At 58.6% G+C, this 18,123-nt stretch carries 19 protein-coding genes and 1 pseudogene; 11 read left to right on the top strand and 9 right to left on the bottom strand.

Annotation, left to right across the window (positions count from 1 at the left end; genetic code table 11):
- Nucleotides 1-43: 43 nt before the first annotated feature.
- From AC1D35_RS26445 to AC1D35_RS26420, 6 genes are all read right to left on the bottom strand, one after another.
- The gene (locus tag AC1D35_RS26445; RefSeq protein WP_477940860.1) at nucleotides 44-646 is read right to left on the bottom strand and encodes a hypothetical protein; all 603 of its coding nucleotides are present in this window, start codon (nucleotides 644-646) and stop codon (nucleotides 44-46) included.
- Between the two features lie 732 nt (nucleotides 647-1,378).
- On the bottom strand, nucleotides 1,379-2,200 hold the full coding sequence (locus AC1D35_RS26440) for a carbohydrate ABC transporter permease (RefSeq protein WP_477940859.1): 822 nt from the start codon (nucleotides 2,198-2,200) through the stop codon (nucleotides 1,379-1,381).
- A 3-nt stretch (nucleotides 2,201-2,203) separates the two neighbouring features.
- On the bottom strand, nucleotides 2,204-3,070 hold the full coding sequence (locus AC1D35_RS26435) for a carbohydrate ABC transporter permease (protein ID WP_477940857.1): 867 nt from the start codon (nucleotides 3,068-3,070) through the stop codon (nucleotides 2,204-2,206).
- Between the two features lie 56 nt (nucleotides 3,071-3,126).
- A complete protein-coding gene (locus tag AC1D35_RS26430) occupies nucleotides 3,127-4,458 on the bottom strand; it encodes an extracellular solute-binding protein (protein WP_477940855.1) in 1,332 nt (443 codons plus the stop codon).
- A gap of 50 nt (nucleotides 4,459-4,508) precedes the next feature.
- Nucleotides 4,509-6,026: a putative N-acetylmannosamine-6-phosphate 2-epimerase gene (locus AC1D35_RS26425; RefSeq protein ID WP_477940853.1), complete on the bottom strand. Its 1,518-nt coding sequence runs from the start codon at nucleotides 6,024-6,026 to the stop codon at nucleotides 4,509-4,511.
- Nucleotides 6,027-6,094: 68 nt separating this feature from the next.
- Entirely contained in the window at nucleotides 6,095-6,844 is a 750-nt protein-coding gene (locus tag AC1D35_RS26420) for a GntR family transcriptional regulator (protein WP_477940851.1), read from the bottom strand.
- 189 nt (nucleotides 6,845-7,033) lie between these two features.
- Here AC1D35_RS26420 and AC1D35_RS26415 point away from each other — a divergent pair, with 189 nt between their 5' ends.
- From AC1D35_RS26415 to AC1D35_RS26380, 8 genes are read left to right on the top strand one after another with little or no spacing between them, the layout of a single operon-like run.
- Complete coding sequence (locus tag AC1D35_RS26415; RefSeq protein WP_477940849.1) at nucleotides 7,034-7,777, top strand: FadR/GntR family transcriptional regulator; 744 nt, start codon at nucleotides 7,034-7,036, stop codon at nucleotides 7,775-7,777.
- Nucleotides 7,761-9,359, top strand: a complete 1,599-nt coding sequence (locus tag AC1D35_RS26410; RefSeq protein ID WP_477940847.1) for an ABC transporter substrate-binding protein — start codon at nucleotides 7,761-7,763, stop codon at nucleotides 9,357-9,359. Before AC1D35_RS26415 ends, AC1D35_RS26410 begins: the two co-directional genes overlap by 17 nt.
- A gap of 54 nt (nucleotides 9,360-9,413) precedes the next feature.
- The gene (locus AC1D35_RS26405; protein WP_477940845.1) at nucleotides 9,414-10,373 is read left to right on the top strand and encodes an ABC transporter permease; all 960 of its coding nucleotides are present in this window, start codon (nucleotides 9,414-9,416) and stop codon (nucleotides 10,371-10,373) included.
- A gap of 2 nt (nucleotides 10,374-10,375) precedes the next feature.
- Nucleotides 10,376-11,254, top strand: a complete 879-nt coding sequence (locus AC1D35_RS26400; protein ID WP_113300469.1) for an ABC transporter permease — start codon at nucleotides 10,376-10,378, stop codon at nucleotides 11,252-11,254.
- Between the two features lie 19 nt (nucleotides 11,255-11,273).
- On the top strand, nucleotides 11,274-12,191 hold the full coding sequence (locus tag AC1D35_RS26395; protein ID WP_477940842.1) for a dihydrodipicolinate synthase family protein: 918 nt from the start codon (nucleotides 11,274-11,276) through the stop codon (nucleotides 12,189-12,191).
- Between the two features lie 8 nt (nucleotides 12,192-12,199).
- A complete protein-coding gene (locus tag AC1D35_RS26390) occupies nucleotides 12,200-13,216 on the top strand; it encodes an ABC transporter ATP-binding protein (protein ID WP_477940841.1) in 1,017 nt (338 codons plus the stop codon).
- Nucleotides 13,217-14,170 (top strand): ABC transporter ATP-binding protein, encoded by a 954-nt coding sequence (locus AC1D35_RS26385; protein ID WP_477940839.1) that lies wholly within the window; start codon nucleotides 13,217-13,219, stop codon nucleotides 14,168-14,170. It begins immediately after the preceding gene.
- Nucleotides 14,171-14,194: 24 nt separating this feature from the next.
- Nucleotides 14,195-15,130 (top strand): dihydrodipicolinate synthase family protein, encoded by a 936-nt coding sequence (locus AC1D35_RS26380; protein ID WP_477940837.1) that lies wholly within the window; start codon nucleotides 14,195-14,197, stop codon nucleotides 15,128-15,130.
- An 81-nt stretch (nucleotides 15,131-15,211) separates the two neighbouring features.
- On the opposite strand, the gene AC1D35_RS26375 is transcribed toward AC1D35_RS26380, so the two are convergent.
- A complete protein-coding gene (locus tag AC1D35_RS26375) occupies nucleotides 15,212-15,505 on the bottom strand; it encodes a type II toxin-antitoxin system RelE/ParE family toxin (RefSeq protein WP_477940835.1) in 294 nt (97 codons plus the stop codon).
- The gene (locus AC1D35_RS26370; protein ID WP_477940833.1) at nucleotides 15,505-15,759 is read right to left on the bottom strand and encodes a type II toxin-antitoxin system ParD family antitoxin; all 255 of its coding nucleotides are present in this window, start codon (nucleotides 15,757-15,759) and stop codon (nucleotides 15,505-15,507) included. Before AC1D35_RS26370 ends, AC1D35_RS26375 begins: the two co-directional genes overlap by 1 nt.
- Nucleotides 15,760-16,257: 498 nt before the next feature.
- Here AC1D35_RS26370 and AC1D35_RS26365 point away from each other — a divergent pair, with 498 nt between their 5' ends.
- Nucleotides 16,258-17,004 (top strand): SDR family NAD(P)-dependent oxidoreductase, encoded by a 747-nt coding sequence (locus AC1D35_RS26365; RefSeq protein ID WP_477940886.1) that lies wholly within the window; start codon nucleotides 16,258-16,260, stop codon nucleotides 17,002-17,004.
- A 56-nt stretch (nucleotides 17,005-17,060) separates the two neighbouring features.
- On the opposite strand, the pseudogene AC1D35_RS26360 reads toward AC1D35_RS26365, so the two are convergent.
- Nucleotides 17,061-17,300, bottom strand: a pseudogene (locus AC1D35_RS26360) (LysR substrate-binding domain-containing protein); the annotation flags it as partial.
- On the opposite strand from AC1D35_RS26360, the gene AC1D35_RS26355 reads away from it, so the two are divergent.
- Both AC1D35_RS26355 and AC1D35_RS26350 read left to right on the top strand, forming a co-directional pair.
- The gene (locus tag AC1D35_RS26355) at nucleotides 17,293-17,703 is read left to right on the top strand and encodes a UTRA domain-containing protein (RefSeq protein WP_477940831.1); all 411 of its coding nucleotides are present in this window, start codon (nucleotides 17,293-17,295) and stop codon (nucleotides 17,701-17,703) included. The pseudogene AC1D35_RS26360 and the gene AC1D35_RS26355 sit on opposite strands and share 8 nt — an antisense overlap.
- 151 nt (nucleotides 17,704-17,854) lie before the next feature.
- Nucleotides 17,855-18,123: ArsR/SmtB family transcription factor (locus AC1D35_RS26350; RefSeq protein ID WP_477940829.1), on the top strand; the 269-nt coding region annotated here is incomplete at its 3' end.

Here is an 18,123-nt window from a genome sequence, read left to right as displayed (position 1 = left end):
CCAAAAAGAGTAAACTTTGGGGAGACGACGTCGCGGCGGATCCTTAGAAGGCTTTGCGATTGAATTCCGCGCCAAGTGTCGAAGCGATCTGCGCTTGCGCGTCGAGCGGCGACATACCCGATGCTACAAGGCCTCGAAACGTATCTCGCATCAGAATATGATCCTCGGGATACCTGCGCAGTGCGTCCGGCAGCTTCATACCGTTCCGGTATGGTTGCCGGAAGCCGTCGGCCGTATCCACCCATTCAATCGCCTTGTCTGGAATGAAGCTGAAGTCCGCTGACACCTCGATGTATTGGGGAGTCAGGCATCGCCAATGGCCTTGGCGTTCGACAACGGAATGAAGGATCAGGTCGGTTCCGTGAATGATCCAACCCCAGATGTGCCGGGTAAGGCCATCGCTCTCGCTTGCCGCAAACTCGGCGCAGTTCACGTGGCAATTGTACGGGGTCATTCCCATGGCCAGCAGACGACCCTTATCCGGTCGAGTGACCATTACCCGAGGGAGTCCGAGCACCTCCCAAAGCAAGTCGGCTTCCCCCTGCGAGGGCGGGGAAGCCATACTTTCGACGTTCCACAATATGTGCTCGATCAGAGCCTCGTCCGAGGGTTCAGCTCCGATATCTTCATTCGATCTCTCAGTCACCGTTCACCTCGCGGCCCGCTACGGCTTTCGTCACGCATCGGATCTGTGCGGTGGATGATCCCATATGCGATCTCTACCATATCCGCCGTGGTTTCATAATGGAGCGAACGGCCACAAGGCAGGCGCATATAGTTGACAGCCTCAGGGATGACGGTCGGCATCGTTTCGACTGCTACTCCGCCGAATACACTATTTCTTAAAAGGGGTCCCCTAAGGCCGCCTTGGCGGCAAAGATCTTGAATCGCGTGTGGCAAGCCGCATAGCGAGCCAAGCGCTTCGAGCTCAGGTGCGGGAACGATTTCCACACCTGATGAAGGCCGTGATCAAAGCTCTTGAAGGGATACGAACCGCGAATCCCGTCATTCCGCAATCGGCCACATGATCTCCTCGCGATGGGAAGCATCGAAGGACTGCTGGAAAAAGAGGATTTTGCCGTTGATTTGAGGCGATGTCACCCCAGTTAGTTCTGCTTTTCTTGCTCTTGATGAGATACGAACTGGCGCCCCCGTCTCAGGTCGGGCAATAACGCAGGAAAGGGACCTATGTCGTTCTATCGGTCGGGAAACAGGATTCTGGCAATCAGCTCCAAGTGGCGAGGCACTGGGATGTCATGCCGCTATTGAAGTTGTTCGAACTCCGAACACGCGTGGATTTTATGCAGATTCACTCAAGTCGGGGCAAACAACCATGGAAGGCGCGCAATTCCTCCGGTTTGTCATTCAAATGTCTCGCCTAGCCTTTGATAGCCCCCGCCGTCATCGAACCCGAAATCTGTCGATACATCAGCAGGCCAAGGAAGACTGGAGGCAAGGCGCCGAGGATCATGACCGCAGACGCTGTGCCCCACTGGACGCCGCCGCCGCTTGCCGCAAAGAAGAACGATGCACCGACCGTCATCGGAACAGCCTTGTTCGTCGTCAGCATCAAACCGAAGAGGAACTCGTTCCAGGCGGTGATGAAGCCGAAGATGAAAGTCGTCACCAGTGCAGGCCGCACAACCGGCCGGATGATGCTGAGCATGATCTGCCACGAACTCGCCCCGTCTACCCTCGCCGCCTCGTCCAGTTCGAGCGGAACGTCGGAAATCGCATTGACGAGGATGACGAGCGCCAGCGGCGTGTTGACGATGGTCAGGATCAGGCCGAGACCAAGCTGAGTGTCGAGCAGGCCCAGAAACTGGTACATCATATAAAGCGGGATTGCGAAAATGATGAGCGGTACGGCGCGCAGATTAATGACGATCGGCAGCAGCGTGTGTTTGCCCACCTCGCTCCTTGCAATCGCATAGGCCGCCGGAAAGGCGAGCAGGATCGCAAGTCCGGTGCCGATCAGGGAAGCGACGGTACTGTTCCAGAGGTAGGAATAGATGTTGAAACGATCGGTCTGTGTCAAAACCCGCAGGTAATTTTCAAAGGTCGGCTGGTTGACCCATAAACCGGGATTGATTGAAAGTTCGCGCGCGCTTTTGAACGACGTGACGAGCGTGACGATGACGGGAAAATTCATTGCGAGAGCGGCGACAGCAAAGACGATCCAGCGGAGCGCGTTCATCATGGCTTATTTCCCCCTGCGGCGGGCAAGCCAGTTGAGGCCATAGAGTACGGCCAGCGACGTCAGGAAGAGGACGACGGAAGCCGCCACCGCCTTGCCGATCGCGCCCTCCTTGAAGAACGCCTGATAGATGTAGATCGACAATGATGTCGTCGAGCCGCCTGCACCGCTGCCGGTCAGCGCATATACGTTGTCGAAGACGCGAAAGCCGTCGATGAAACGGATGAAGAAGGCGATCACCAGCGTCGGCAGCATCAGCGGCAATTCGACGAACCAGAGAACCTTGATGGCCGAGGCACCGTCGAGCGCGGCGGCTTCCCGCACGTCGATCGGCACTGCGACATAGGCCATGTAAAAGAGCAGAAAGGCGAATGGTGTCCATTGCAGTGTTTCGACCACGATCAGCGTCCAGAACGCATGAGCGACATCGAGGAAAGCCGGACTGTCGCCGAACCACGCGAAGAGATAATAGGGCACCGGCCCGGCAAATTCGTGCAGAACGAGCCGGTACATTAGGCCGATCATGGCAGGCGCTACCATCAGCGGCAGCATAAGTGGCGCCATCAATACAGATCGCTTGGAAAGAAGAGGCGCCAGGAAGATCGCTAGAGACAGCCCGAGCAGGCATTCGATAAGCGCCGTCAGAATGCCGAAGCGCAGGGAAAAGGACGTGGCGCGCCAGAAATCTCGGTCGGAAAGCACGGCAAGGTAATTGCCGAAGCCGCTCAGCGTCGGACTTCGCAGGGTCTGGAAGTCGACGGTCGAGACCGAATAGATGAGATTGATGACTGCAGGAAAGCCGAGAAACAGCAACAGGAACCCCACGAGCGGCGTGAGATATGCCCTTCCCTCGGCACGTTTTATGATAGCCATTTCGATCCGCCGGATGGGCCGGACGCCTTGCAATGAGGCAAGGCGTCCGGCGGGTATCACTTCTTCAGGAGGTCCTGCATTCCGGCCTTGGTGTGAACCAGCGCATCGTCGAGGTTCTGCTGACCTGACCAATAGCCGGTGAACTCCTTCGCTTGCAGTTCATAGACGGAGAGTGCGTTGGCCGACGTCGCACCATTCATCACGTAGCCGTATTTGCTGGCGAACTCGCCGAGCTTGACGAGATCCGGTCGTTCCTTGGCGACTTTCGCCACCACGTCAGGCGTGAGGGCTGGAGAACCGCCCTGTCGGGCATAGAGCAAGGCGGCATCCTCGGTCGCCAGCCATTTCAGGAATTTGACCGCACCGTCCTTGTTCTTTGCGTTCTTGTTCAGGCCGAGGCCGAGGCCGTGAATATGATCGGCGCGACCATCCGGCCCAGTCGGCGGCGCTACGATGCCGGTGACTTCAGCAACGGCAGGGTTTTTCTCCGCACTGGTGAGATCTGCGGCAGCAGCGTTCCACTGAAGTGCTGTTGCGGCTTGCCCGGAACCGAAGGCCGCATTTGTCTCGGCATATTCGTAACTCAATGAATCCTTAGGCGAAGCACCAGCGTCGTAAAGCTTCTTGTAGAGTTCGAGACCGGTCTTGTAAGCGTTGGAATCGACAGTGATATTGCCCTCCTCATCGGTCCAGTTTCCACCGTAGGAGCGTGGCAAGGACTGAAACACCATCATGTTGAAAAGCAGGTTCTTCATCTGCAGGACGGTGCCGTAACGGACGGGGCTTTCGGAATTCACCTGCTTGGAGAAATAGAGAGCCGTCGCCGCCCAGTCGTCCCAGGTCCAGCTGTCTGGATCCTTCGGCTGCAATTCCTTGCCGAGATACTGCTTGGCGATTTCTGCATACTTCTTCTTGGCCGCATCGTCCTTCATCAGCGCATCGATCAGATCTTTGCGATAATACATGAAGTGCAGCGACAGGTCCGTCGGCACGCCGTACTGCTTACCGTCGAACTGCATCGTCTTCAGAACGGAATCGCCGAATGTCTTCGCAGCGCCATCGCCGAGATCGACAGGCTCCATGTAGGGCGCGTAGCGACCGATCGAGTAGGTGGCAACGAGGTTAATGTCAAACGCGGTCGATCCCGCTGCCATGTCGGCCTGCAATTTGTCGAAGAAACCTTCTCGATTGAAGAACAGGAGCTCGACCTTATCGGCGTCGCTAATGCCGGCTGTTTTATTGTACGTTTCGACAGTTGCGCGGAGCGCCGTTTCTTCCGAGCCGCCAGGCCAGCCGAGAACCGTCACAGTCGCATTCGAGGTCCCTGGTAGAGCAACGCTTGCCAGAAGCAGGGCAAGCGCGGATAAGGTCTTTCTTTTCAATGTCATCGTAGTTCCCTCTTTTTTGTTAGGTTAGGATCGATGTCTTCCGAAATTCATCAGTTACCCAGCATTGCAAGGCTCGCCACGCCAATGATGCCTGCACGGTTACCGAGCTTGGCGGGCACGAGAGAAGGCGTCAGCCTGATATCGACACCCACGAAGCAATCACGCATGCGATCGATATAACCCGCTGCAAGGCCGATACCGCCGCCGATGACGATACGTTTCGGATCGAGCATCATCTGGATGTCACGGCAGAGCGTAGCCGCACGAAATGCCGATTGCGAGACGATCGCGCCAGCCCAAGCCTCGCCTTTGTTGGCATGTTCGAAAACCTCGGCGGCAGTTCCCGGATGCCCTGATTTTGAGGTCTCGGCAGCCATCCACCGGCCGGACGTCTGATCTTCAAGTGGCGATTGCCCCGCGGACGGACCGCGGATCAGCCCGAAATGGCCGGCAAGCCCGGTCAATACACGACCATTGACGATAATGCCGCCGCCGATGCCGGTCGAGATGGTGAGGAATACCAGATCCCCACCCTCGCCGGCACCGAACCGATACTCTCCCCAAGCCGCCGCCTGTGCATCGTTGATCGCAAAAGCCGGTTTGCCGAAAACAATCCTTGCCTTGTCAACCAGTGGGTATCGGTCGGGAATCCCGAGCGTTGCCGGATTGAGCGCAGACCAGCAACCGTCTTGGATGAAGCCGGTAACCGCAATGCCGACGCGGGAATAGCGATCGGCCCATGATCGAGCAGAGCTGGCGATCGCGGCAAGCCAAGTATCGGGACCAGCCTCCCGTGCTGTCGGCACCGTCATTTCATCCAGCACTTCGCTGCCTCTGACCAGCGCTGCCATCGTCTTCGTGCCGCCGATATCGATGGCAAGGGTCGTTTGCGTACCGTCGGCATCATAGGCCGTAGCAACGGCATCGCGGAACCACGACGTGATGTGTTCGGTACGCGTGATCGCCGAGCCCACGACCACGGCGAAAGCCCCAGCTTCGGCTGCGCTTGCCGCTTGCTCAGGCGTGCGGATGCGGCCCTCGGCAATGACATAAGGTGTGAGCGTGCGCATCGCGGTGATCAGGTCGATATCCGGATCGATCGGTTCAGGCCCACCGACATAGCCGGAAAGCGTCGTGCCGACGAAGTCGACCCCGGCCGCCAAGGCGCTCCGCGCATCTTCAAGGCTCGAGCAGTCGGCCATTGTCAGCTTGCCGCGTGCTCTGACCGCCTTCACCAGAGCCCCGACGGACGCCGGCCGCACACGATCCGTGGCGTCGAAGGCGACGATGTCGGCGCCGGCATCGACCAGAGCTTCGGCATCGGCAACGAAGGGCGTGATCCGCACGGGGCTGTCATCGAGATCGCGCTTGACGATACCGATGATCGGCACGTTCACGGCGGGACGTACAGCTTTTACGTAGCCGACAGATTCGATCCGCAATGCCTTTGCACCGGCGTCGACGGCGGCTCTCGCAAATCCGATGACGAATTCTGCGGTGTCCGTTGGCCCGCCGGGAACCGGCTGGCAGGAAACGATAAGGCTTTTCTTGATGTCGTCGCGCTGCAATCGTGACACTCCCTTTCAGCATCACGATAATTGGAAAGTACCAGATTACAACCAGTTTATAACTGGTATCATCGCGTCAGCTCGAACACGAAGTCGTAAACGTCGCCCTTGTAGCGGCTCTCGCAATATTCGACGATCTGACCATCGCCAAGGAAGCAGCGGCGCTCCGTCATCAGCAGAGGTGCCCCGGCATCGCAATCGAGATATTGCGCATCCTCCGCTGAGGCCGCCCGCGAACGCATGCGCTGAACGGCGCGCTGGGGAAGAAAACCGCGCGCCTCCAGCGCTTGGTAGAGGGAGTCGCCGACCAGATTCGCCGAAGGGATAAAGCGGACCGGGACAGTCGATATCTCGACTGCTATTGGCACGCCATCGGCCGTGCGAATGCGCTTCATGCGTAGGATGTTGCTGTTTCCAGCAACCCCGAGTGCCATCATTTCCGTGGGAGAAGGCCGGCTTATCTGCTTGGAAAGCCAAATACATCCGGGAGTAAGCCCACGTGCAATTATGTCTTCCGAGAAGCTGGTAAGCGTGGAAAGAGACTTTTCGACACGCGATCCGACCTCGGTCTTGAAGCCGTGGCGACGATTGAGGAAGCCCTCTGCCTCAAGCAGCGCCAATGCCTTGCGTATCGTCACGCGCGAGAGCGACAGCGTCTCCGCAAGCACGCGCTCTCCCGGCAAAACGGCACCGGCCTTGAGCGTATTTGAGAGGATCGCAGTTTCCATCGCCAATTTCAGCCGCTTGTAGAGCGGCAGATCGGATGCCGATGCCTGTAATTCCCTGCCGATCACGTCGATCAGTTCATCCGTAGCCATGACTTTTCCGGTGCCCTCAAATTTTTTCTGCGCAACCCGTCTGGATCTATACTGGTATTAATGTGCGAGGGCAATTCCCTGGCYGCCGATCGGAGTTAACCCGGAAATTCAAACTTGCCCATTTGACAGATATCCTACAAGTGGATATGCAGCTTTCATCCTATCGGGGAAGCGAAGAGAAGATCAGGCATGGCGTTGAAATCGATGAAGCCGCTGACACGCGCACCGCTGCTGCATGTATCCGTGCAGGAAAGCCTGCGCGCCTATATCCATGACAACGGCCTGGCGCCGGGGACGCTGCTGCCGGCCGAGGGAGAGCTCGCCACCCAGCTCGGCGTGAGCCGCAATTCATTGCGGGAAGGCATCAAGGCGCTGGAATCACTCGGCGTCCTGGAGACGCGGCGCGGTGTTGGCATCTTCGTGAAGGCCTTCTCCTTCGAGCCACTTCTCGACAACCTCGCCTACGGCCTTGGCGGGGCATTGCGACAGATCGAGGAAGTGATCGAAATCCGCCGCACACTTGAGGTGGGCTTGATCGGCAAGACGATCGAGAGGATCGGCGAGGAAGACATCGCCGAGTTGCGTGCGGCCGTCAATCGTATGCGCACGCATGCCGAGCGCGGGGAAACTTTCGCCGAGGACGATCAGCTGTTCCACCGGCTGCTGTTTCGCTGCCAGGACAATGAAACCCTTGTGCGGCTGATCGATGTCTTCTGGCTCGCCTTCTACAAGGCGTCGGATTTCGTCAACCTCGACAATGCCGATCCAATGGCGACCTGGCGTGATCATGCCGCGATCGTCGATGCGATCGAGGCAAAGGATCTGGAGGAGGCGCGCAGGCGTCTGGATCGTCACTACGAGGGAATTGCCCGGGTGATTGCCAACAACAAGACAAGTTCAAACGTGGGAGGAACACATGAAAAGACTGTCTAGATTATCCATTATCGCGCTTGGCGCCATACTGTCGACGGTTGCCGTGCCGGCTCTTGTCGCTTCGGGTGTCGCAACCCGGGCCGAGGCCGCCACTCTGTCCGGCGGCTTCGATGTCGGTCCCGGCGGCTTCCAGGGCAACTTCAATCCGCTTGCCGCGACCTCCGGCTTCACCTGGCTCAGCGTCTACTATGAGCCGCTGATCACCTATGACCAGAAGCTGCAAAAGGTCGTCGGTGCGCTGGCAAGCTCCTACGAGGTCAGCCCGGATCAGATGACCTATACGTTCAAGCTGGCAGATGCCAAATGGCATGACGGCAAGCCCTTCACCGCCAAGGACGCGAAATTCACGATGGGCCTTGCGATGGATGCGAAAACCGGCTCGGTTCTCGCTGCTCGGCTGAAGGCCGTATCGTCCGTCGAGGCGCCGGATGACCATACTGTCGTCATCAAGCTCAGCGCGCCGAGCGGCAGTCTGCTCGATACGATGACCAAGGTGATGATGCTGCCGGAGCACGCGCTCTCCTCGATACCGGCCGACCAGCTGGCGAAAAGCACATGGTGGTCCACCACGCCGATCGGCACAGGCGCGTTCAAGTTCACCAAATATGTCTCGGATCAGTATGTCGAACTTGCCGCCAACACCGATTATCGCGGTGGCAAGCCCGCACTGGAACGCGTCATCAATCGCTATTTCGCCAATCCGGCCGCAGCGATTGCGGCGCTGAGATCCGGCGAAATCCAGTTCACCTATGTCGATTCCAACGACGTTCCGACCTTCAAGGACAACAAGGACTTCAACGTCATCGAAGGCGACTCTTTCGTCGTCAACTATCTCGGCTTCAACCACGATTCTCCGATCTGGAAGGATGTGCGGGTCCGCAAGGCGGTGATGTATGCGATCAATCGCGATGCCATCATCCAGAGCCTTTACGGCGGCGCAGCCAAGCCCGCCAACTGCGCTTATGTCGCCGAACAGTTGATCCCGCAGGGCATCGACGCTTATGCCTACGATCCTGAAAAGGCCAAGCAGCTTCTGACTGAAGCGGGCTGGGAGCAGATCAACGGCGGCAAGCCGATCACGCTTCTGACCTATTACACCACACCGCTTGCAACCAACGTTCTTGCCGCTGTCCAGGCGATGCTCGCCCAGGTCGGCATCAACATCGTGCCCCGCGCCGTCGATACACCGACCTATAACAGCATCGTACTCAACCCGAAGCCGGATGTTGCCCAGTTTCAGATGGTCTACGCCGGGCTGCAGAACGGGCCGGATGCGGGAAGCATCAATGTCGGCCTCAATGAGAGCCAGATCCCTCCGGCCGGACCGAACGTCGCCAGGGTTCGCATGCCCGACCTCAGCAAGGCGCTCGATACCGCACTTGCCGAGCCGGACAGTGCAAAGCGGGCTGCCGCCTATCAGGACGTCTGCAAGGTCATGAACACGAACCTTCCCTGGGCGACGCTCTGGGTGGCAAACCGCTACGGTGTCGTCTCGGCCAAGGTGAAGGATTTCGTCTGGACGCCCGCGCCGGGTGGCGGCCCGTATCAGGCCGATCCGCAGAAATGGTCGATCGCCGAATAAGCGATTCCGCAAAGCTAAAGGGTGGCTTCGGCCACCCTGACAGACGGATTTACGATGCTCCGATACAGTCTCAAACGCCTGATTATAGGAATAGGCATGCTCATCGCCTTGAGCATGCTGATCTTCCTGATGCTGCGCCTGGCGCCAGGCGATCCGATCGATGCCTACATCGATCCGAACATACCGATGTCGCCATCAGACCTTGCCGATCTGCGTAGCAGGCTCGGGCTCGATCAGCCTTTGCCCCTTCAGTATCTCGGCTGGTTGCAGCAAGCGTTGATGGGCAATCTCGGCTATTCGATCAAGCGTCTCGATCAGCCGGTTCTAGGTCTTGTTTTGTCGCGGATTGGTCCGACAGTGCTGTTGATGGGCACCGCACTCGCCTTCGCTATCGTCGCCGGCATCGCCTTTGGCGTAATCAGCGCTGTCCGCCGTAATTCTTTCGCCGATCTCTCGCTGTCTGTGGTCGCGCTCGCCGGCATATCGAGCCCGGCATTTCTCAGTGCACTGATCGGCCTTTATATTTTCTCAGTGCGGCTGCACTGGATGCCTTCAGGAGGCATGCTGACGCCGGGCGAGGAATTCTCCGTGGGCGATCTCCTTCACCACCTGATCCTGCCGGCCGCACTTCTGTCCGTCGCGCAAGCTGCGTTGATCATGCGCTACATGCGCGCGTCGCTGCTCGAAGTCCTCAATCAAGACTATGTCCGTACGGCGCGCGCAAAGGGCGTTCACAAGTTTTGGGTGATCACCAAACACGCGTTGCGCAATGCGCTTCTTCCGATCGTCACGCTGGTCGGTTCCACCATCGGCCTAGCAATCGGCGGCGCCATTTTCATCGAGAGTGTCTTCAACTGGCCGGGCATGGGTCTCCTGCTCGTCGATGCTGTGCAGACCCGCGACTATCCGGTCATCATGGGGGCAACGCTCATCATTGGCGCTTGCGTTATTGTCGTCAATCTTCTGACCGACATCACTTATGCGGTCGTCGACCCGCGCATCAAGGTGGGCTGACCATGCTGGCACGTTCTCCTCAGCGCCGTAGCCCAGGGCCACTTGCCCGCGCCCTCGGACGCTTCCTGCACAACCGTGCCGCCGTTGCCGGCATCTTCATCGCTATCCCGATACTGCTGTTGATCCTCTCCTATCCGCTGTGGTGGACCTTCCGGCCGAATGACATCGATCTTCTGGCGATGAACAGCGGCCCGACGACAACGCATTGGTTCGGAACCGACGGTGTCGGCCGTGATGTCTTTGCACGGGTGCTGGAAGGCGGCAGGATTTCGCTCCTGGTCGCCGTCGCGTCGACCGCCCTTTCCGCTGTTATCGGCTTTCTCTTCGGAGCCATCTCGGCGCTTGCGGGGCGCTGGGCTGATGCTGTCTCCATGCGTTTCGTCGATCTGGTGATGACCCTGCCGCCCGTGATCTTTCTACTCGTGCTTGCCTCGATCGCCGGCACCGGCATCTGGCCGACCGTGATCGTCATCTCGCTGCTTTCATGGCCGCTGCTTGCGCGCATGATCCGCTCTCGACTGCTGGAATTACGCGAGCGCGACTTCGTCATGGCCGCCCGCGGCATGGGCGCCGGCATTAGCCACCTGCTCTTCCGTCACGGACTGCCGAACTCGATCGATATCCTTGTGGTCTACGCAACGCTGCAGATCGCCAATGCCATCCTGCTCGAGGCGGGCCTGTCCTTCCTCGGCCTGGGCATCGCGCCGCCGGCGGCAAGCTGGGGCAACATGCTGAATGCGGCCCGTTCGACGGCCGTGCTCGAACAATATCCGTGGCAATGGCTCTTCCCCGGCGCCGCGCTGATTCTTGCCGTGCTTGCGATCAACTTCATTGGCGATGGCCTCAGAGATGCCTTCGACCCACGTGCCGAACTGAACTGACAATCGAAAGAAAGAGAAAATGACCAAATTCAAGGGTGTTGTTCCCCCCGTCGTCACGCCGCTCAATCCGGATCTCACTGTCGATTACCCCTCTTATACACGGGTGCTGGAACATCTGATCGATGCCGGCTGCCACGGCGTATTCGTGCTGGGCTCGACGAGTGAAGTCATCTTCCATGACGAAAAGACCCGGCGGGAAATCATCGAGCATTCCGCCAAGGTGGTAAACGGGCGCGTGCCGCTCATCGTCGGCGTCATCGATCCGACCACGGATCGTGTCATCGCTCATTCGAAGGTCGCAAAAGCAGCCGGCGCCGATGCGGTCGTGGTGACGGCACCCTTCTATACCGTCACCAGCCAGCCCGAGATCCTCGATCATTTCCGGTATATCCGCGACGCGGTGGATGTTCCGCTGGTCGCCTACGACATTCCTGTCTGCGTGCACGTCAAGCTGCAGCGCCAAACGGTCGTGACCCTTGCCAAGGAAGGCACCATCATCGGTATCAAGGATTCCAGCGGTGACGACGGTAATTTCCGCTATGCGCTTCTCGACCTTGCCGAACACAAGGATGTCTTCCTGATGACCGGCTCCGAGATTGTCGTCGACAACGCCCTCCTGATGGGCGCCCATGGCGTTGTTCCCGGCATCGCCAATGTCGATCCGCACGGATATGTGCGCCTTTGGGATGCCGCCCAGCGTGGCGACTGGGTCGCCGCCAAGAAGGAGCAGGAGCGGCTTTGCCGCCTCTTCGAAATCGTTTGGGTCGCACAGCGTCGCGTCAGCGGGGGCGCTTCAGGCATCGGTGCCTTCAAGACCGCCATGCACAGCCTCGGCATCATCGATTCCGCCGTCATGCCGCGGCCGCGCGCCTCTCTGAACGAAGCCGAGACGGCACGCATCGACGAGATCCTGCGTGCAACCGGCCTGCTGAACTGAGCGAGCAGATGAAACAGACCGCCGAACCCGTACTCGACATCAGGGGATTGCGAACGATCTTCCGCATCCGCGGCAGCGAGATCACGGCGGTCAACGATATCGATCTGACTGTTGGCGCCGGCGAGACGCTTGCGCTCGTCGGCGAATCCGGTTCCGGCAAATCGGTGACCAGCCTGTCGGTGATGCGGCTGCTCACCCGCAACATCGGCGTGATCGCAGCCGGCAGCATCCGTCTGACCACACGCTCCGGCGCGGTCCAGGATCTTGTGTCCCTCGACGAGGAGAGCATGCGCAGGATCAGGGGCGACGACATCGGCATGGTGTTCCAGGAGCCGATGTCGAGCCTCAATCCGGTTTTCACGATCGGCGACCAGATTGCCGAACCGATCCGTATCCATCGCGGTGCAAACCGTAAAGCCGCGTTGGATGCTGCGGTCACATTGCTTGAAAGTGTCGGCATCCCGGACGCCAGGCGCCGCGCCGGCCAGTATCCGCACGAACTTTCAGGCGGCATGCGCCAACGCGCCACGATCGCCATGGCGCTGGCCTGCGATCCGGCGCTTTTGATTGCCGACGAACCGACCACGGCGCTCGACGTGACGATCCAGGCGCAGATTCTCGATCTGCTTCTCAAGCTGCAGCGCGAGCGTGGCATGGCGATGCTGTTCGTCACCCACAATCTCGGCGTCGTCGCCGAAATCGCCCATCGCGTCGCGGTGATGTATGCCGGACGGATCGTCGAAGAAGGACCGGTCGGCGAGGTTTTCCGCAATCCGAAGCATCCCTATACGATGGGCCTGCTCGCTTCCATGCCGCGCCTTGGTGACGCGTCGCGGATGAAACAGGCCGGTGAAAAGCTCTCTGCCATTCCCGGCATGGTTCCGAGCCTGATGAACATGCCGAGCGGGTGTGCCTTTGCCCCGCGTTGCAAATTCGCGGTCGATGCCTGTCGCGCCGCGGTTCCCGCCCTTGAAGAGATCAATTCGCAGCATCGCAGCCGCTGCATCAGATGGCAGGAGATCTAGATGAGCGAACCACTGCTCTCTGTCCGCGACCTCTCGAAACATTATACCTCCCGCGGCACGCGGCTGAATATCCTGCAGGGCATCTCCTTCGATATCCGCAAGGGTGAAGTCGTCGGGCTTGTCGGCGAATCCGGCAGCGGAAAGACCACGATCGGGCGTTCCGTGCTTAGGCTGGTCGAACCGTCATCAGGCAGTGTCCGCTTCGACGGGAACGAACTCACTGCCCTCTCCGCCTCCGCGCTGAGACGGCAACGTCCGCGCATGCAGTATATTTTCCAGGATCCCTTCGCCAGCCTGTCACCACGAATGACGATCGGCGAAATCCTCACGGAAGGTTTGAAGATCCAGGGGATCGGATCGGCGCGCGAAAGGCTAGAACGAGCGCAAGCAGCCTTGACCCAGGTCGAGTTGCCAGCCGATGCGATCAATCGGTATGCGCATGAGTTTTCCGGCGGGCAGCGCCAGCGCATCGGAATTGCCCGCGCCTTGACCTTGTCGCCCGAATTCATTGTGGCCGATGAACCGGTCTCCGCGCTCGACGTCTCGATCCAGGCGCAGGTGATCAACCTTCTGCGCGAATTGCAGCAACGGCTCGGCCTGACCATGCTGTTCATCTCGCATGACCTCGCCGTCGTCGAATACATTTGCGACCGGGTGATCGTGCTCTATCTCGGGCGTATCATGGAGATCGCGCCGAGCGCAGACCTCTATGCGAGGCCGCAGCATCCCTATACGCGCGCCCTGCTTTCGGCCATTCCCTCGCCGGATCCGGATGCCAGACGCGACCGGCAGATCCTCAAAGGCGATATTCCAAGTCCGGCCAACCCGCCGAGCGGTTGCGTCTTTCGCACGCGCTGTCCGAGTGCGCTCGATGCCTGCGCCGACGCAGTTCCTCAACTGCGGGAAGTCGCGCCGGGCCAGTTCAAGGCCTGCATTCGCGACGATCTCAACTGAACTGAAGTCACAGGGAAACAAGAGATGAACGCGAAGACGTCGCATCCGGCCATGCGCGGAAACTGGGCGAGCCTGCTTCTGCCGATTGCGGCCGACGACAGCATCGAATTCGACAAGCTGAGTGAGGAGATCGATATCCTCATCGAGGCCGGCGTCGACGGCATTTATTCGAACGGCACCGCCGGCGAATTCCACAACCAGACCGAGGAGGAGTTCGACAGGATACAAGCGTTGCTAGCCGAGCGCTGCGGCGCATCCTCGACGCCATTCGTGATTGGCGCCTGCCAGCCGGACCCGCTGATCATGCTAAACCGCGTCCGGCGCGCTTCTGAGTTCGATACCCTAGCCATTCAGGTAATATTGCCGGACTGGTGGCCGCTCACCGATGCCGAGGCGATCGATTTTCTGAGCCGTGCTGCGGAAATAGCCGATGGCATTCCGCTCATTCTCTACAATCCGCCACACGCAAAACGCGTCCTCACGCCCAAGGAACTGGGCGCCGTCTGCGCGGCAGTGCCCGGTATTGCCGGCATCAAGCTCGCCGATGGCAACAGCTCATGGTATGCCGAAGTCCGCCAACATCTGTCGGGGCTATCGCTCTTCGTTCCCGGCCATCATCTCGCAACCGGCACGAAGGAGGGTGTGGCGGCAGGCTCGTTTTCCAATGTCGCCTGCCTCAGTCCCCGTGGCGCGCAGACGTGGACGGCTTCAATGCGCGACGATATCGACGCCGCTCTCGATCTTGAGCGGCGGATCTGTGCGTTCATGGACAGGCACATCGTTCCTTTCCGCCAGCACCATGGGTATTCGAACGCCGCGCTCGACAAATTGCTGAGCGCGATCGGCAATTGGGGACCCGTGGGGACTCGTCTGCGGTTTCCTTACCGATCGATCGACGCCTCGGAAGCCGTGAGGTTGCGAAGCATTGCAATGTCTGAGCTCCCCGAGCTGTTTTACTGAGTCACAGTTTGAGGCGCGTTGGCGGTCTTGATCGGATTCGCACTCGCGACCAGCGCGTTATGAATTCGGCGAAGGCATTGATTAGAAAGTGTCTCCCGCCCAATCTTCATGGCCGTGCCGGATACGGATCACGAATATGCTCCCGTCTTCAATGATGCGATACACTACAAGGTGCGCCTTGAACGGATGGATCCTGACAGGAGGAGAAATCTCATAGCGTTCGCGCGCCATTCTTGGGTTGGTGGCGATGAGTCCGAGCAAGGCAAAAAGCTCATCGTGATATCGCTTGGCAACGAGTACTCCGAAGATGCGGATGCCTTCTTCTGCAATGGAAACAACGTCCTCTTCCGCTTGGATCGAAAGGCTGAATGGCATCAAGCGCTTCCACGGCTGATCTCGGCTCGAGCGGTGGCTTCAGCAAACAACTCGTCCCTTGAACGGCTCCCAACTCCGCTTCTAATCCCGTCGTCGACAAAGCGCTGCATCTCGGTAATCTTATCCGTACGGGCCTGGTCTCTACGGATCAGGTCCCTGACATAATCGCTCGCGTTTGAGTATCGACCTGTCTTGGCCTGTGCTTCGACCCAGTCTTTCATGGGCGCTGGCAGAGATACATTCATCGTCGCCATTGGGGTCTCCTTTTGCCTCACGATACTTGCTGATGGCAAAGTTTGTCAAACTGATGGTGAGGTCTCAATTTACGCTCTTGAGAAGATTCGAACCGACGCTCAGCCATTATCAATGCTTCTGGCCTGAACGCGCCAACACGCTCGTCAGTTTTTCCAATCCGCACGACGCACGTCCTGGACAGTCGCCGCGATTTCCTCGACCGGCCGCCGAGGATCTCAACTTTCACGCATCACGCATACTATTCTGATTTCTTTGATGAGGGGCAACGCTTTCTCTCGAGCATGTCGGCGGTCCCCTCCCTCCCGACAACTCGATGAACGCTTTCCGGGGGAAGGTCGAGTTTGCGCTGGCGAGATGTCGGCAGATCGCTAGGATCGTGACACATCCGCTTTGACTGCGGTTTTCCTGCCAGGTTTTGATTTCAAGGCAGGGACCGAAATGAGGTTTGTTCTGTTCAATTCTGCGGGTGTATTCAGAACGTGCTGGAGGAGCGCTTTATGAATTCGATTGACTTGAAAGACAGGGTGACCGTCATCACCGGCGGGGCACAGGGGATAGGTTATGCCATCGCCGAAAGGGTGATCCAGTCCGGCGGGAAAGTTGCTCTCTGGGATTCAAATGGCAGTCGTTTGGCCGATAGTGCCCGGACACTCGGACTGAATGCCCGCGCATTCGAGGTCGACGTAACAGATTTCGAGCTCATCGGCAGCGCGGCGTCGGCGACAGAGGAGGTCTTCGGAAGGATCGATTGCCTGGTGAATTCGGCAGGGATTACGGGAAAGGTCAAACCGACGATCGAATACGATGTCTCGGAGTGGCGCAGTGTCGTAGACGGTTGCCTGACGGGCACATTCAACTGCTGCCGCCACGTTGTGCCGGTCATGTTGAAACGCAATTACGGTCGGATCGTCAATATCTCATCTGTGGCCGGAAAAGAAGGCAACCCGAATATCGCGGCCTATAGTGCTGCCAAAGCAGGCGTGCTTGGCTTCACCAAGTCTTTGGGCAAAGAGCTTGCGAAGACCGGAATTGCCGTCAACGCCATTACGCCCGCGACAGCGAAGACGCCGATACTCGATGGCCTGACGCCCGAATTCATTGAATACATGCTGGTCAGGATTCCGCGAGATCGCTTCGCCGAACTTACGGAGATCGCGGCGATGACGGTATGGCTCCTGTCGGAGGAAAACTCGTTCACGACGGCGTCCACATTCGATCTTAGCGGCGGAAGAACGACTTACTAAGTGCATCAATTGCCGCCTCGCGGCACCCCAAATTGGCACAAGGCCCCGCCCTTACCTTACCTGCCCGGCCGCGCCAGCGATCGCGCGATATCGATGATGTCATCACGCGAGGCGGTCGGGTCTTCCCGGTTCCAGGCGACACCAAACCCGATCTTGAAATCGACCCCCCTCACCTTTTTCAGCTCAAAGCCGCGGTTCGGCAGATCCTGCGTCCATTCCGGCACGAAACCGATGCCGAGACCGGCCGAGACCAGCGACACCAGTGAGAACGTGTCGTCGCAGGTGTAAGTGACATTTACCGCCTTTGAAACGCCATCTGCTTTCATCCCGCTGTTTGGAACGACATGCGCACTTCTGGAGCGGCTTCATGTGGTGAATGATGAACCAATTGCATTTGGCCGAAGCCTGTTGCCGGCTTTCATGTCGGAGCTAGAGCGCGAGATCGCCGAACAGCAACCGACTTATGCACTCCTCAAAGACAAAGCAGGCGCCGACATTGTCTCCGCCGAGATTGCCATCGGGGCGCGTGCTGTCTCGTCTCGGATAACGTCGCTGATCGGAGCGGCGGAAAATACGGGCCTGCTAGTGCTCGAGCGAACCTCGTATTTCGATAACGGCGCCTGCGCCGAAAAGTCTGAATTCTTTATTCGACCGGAGCGCTATAAGTTTGTTCTCGGTAGCCGAATTCCCGAGCGCTGATTGTTCGAGTACTCTTGAACGGGATCGAACCTGCGAGCCCGTTTCGGTCGTAAGATCGGGGCTTGAAGCAGTTCTCTCCTGCCATCCAACCACAATTTCGGTCCGTCATTTACCGTATTGACATATCGCTAATTACCGATATGGTTTGTGTATGGAACTGCTCGAGATATTCAAAGCCCTCTCAAATCGAACACGCCTTGAAATCGTCCAGGGTTTGAAGGATCCCGTGAAGAACTTCCCTCCGCAGGATGAAGGTGACGTTCATACGGTAGGGGTCTGCGTCAGTAGCATACAGGAAGGTGTCGGACTGTCGCAGTCAACGGTATCCGATTATCTTGCAACGCTCCAACGGGCGGGCCTGGTAGAAGTCAAACGCATAGGCCAATGGACTTACTACAAGCGGAACGAGGCGACCATCAG

This window comes from Rhizobium sp. P1_E6 (assembly GCF_056405875.1).
This window is presented reverse-complemented; position numbering and strand designations above follow the sequence as displayed.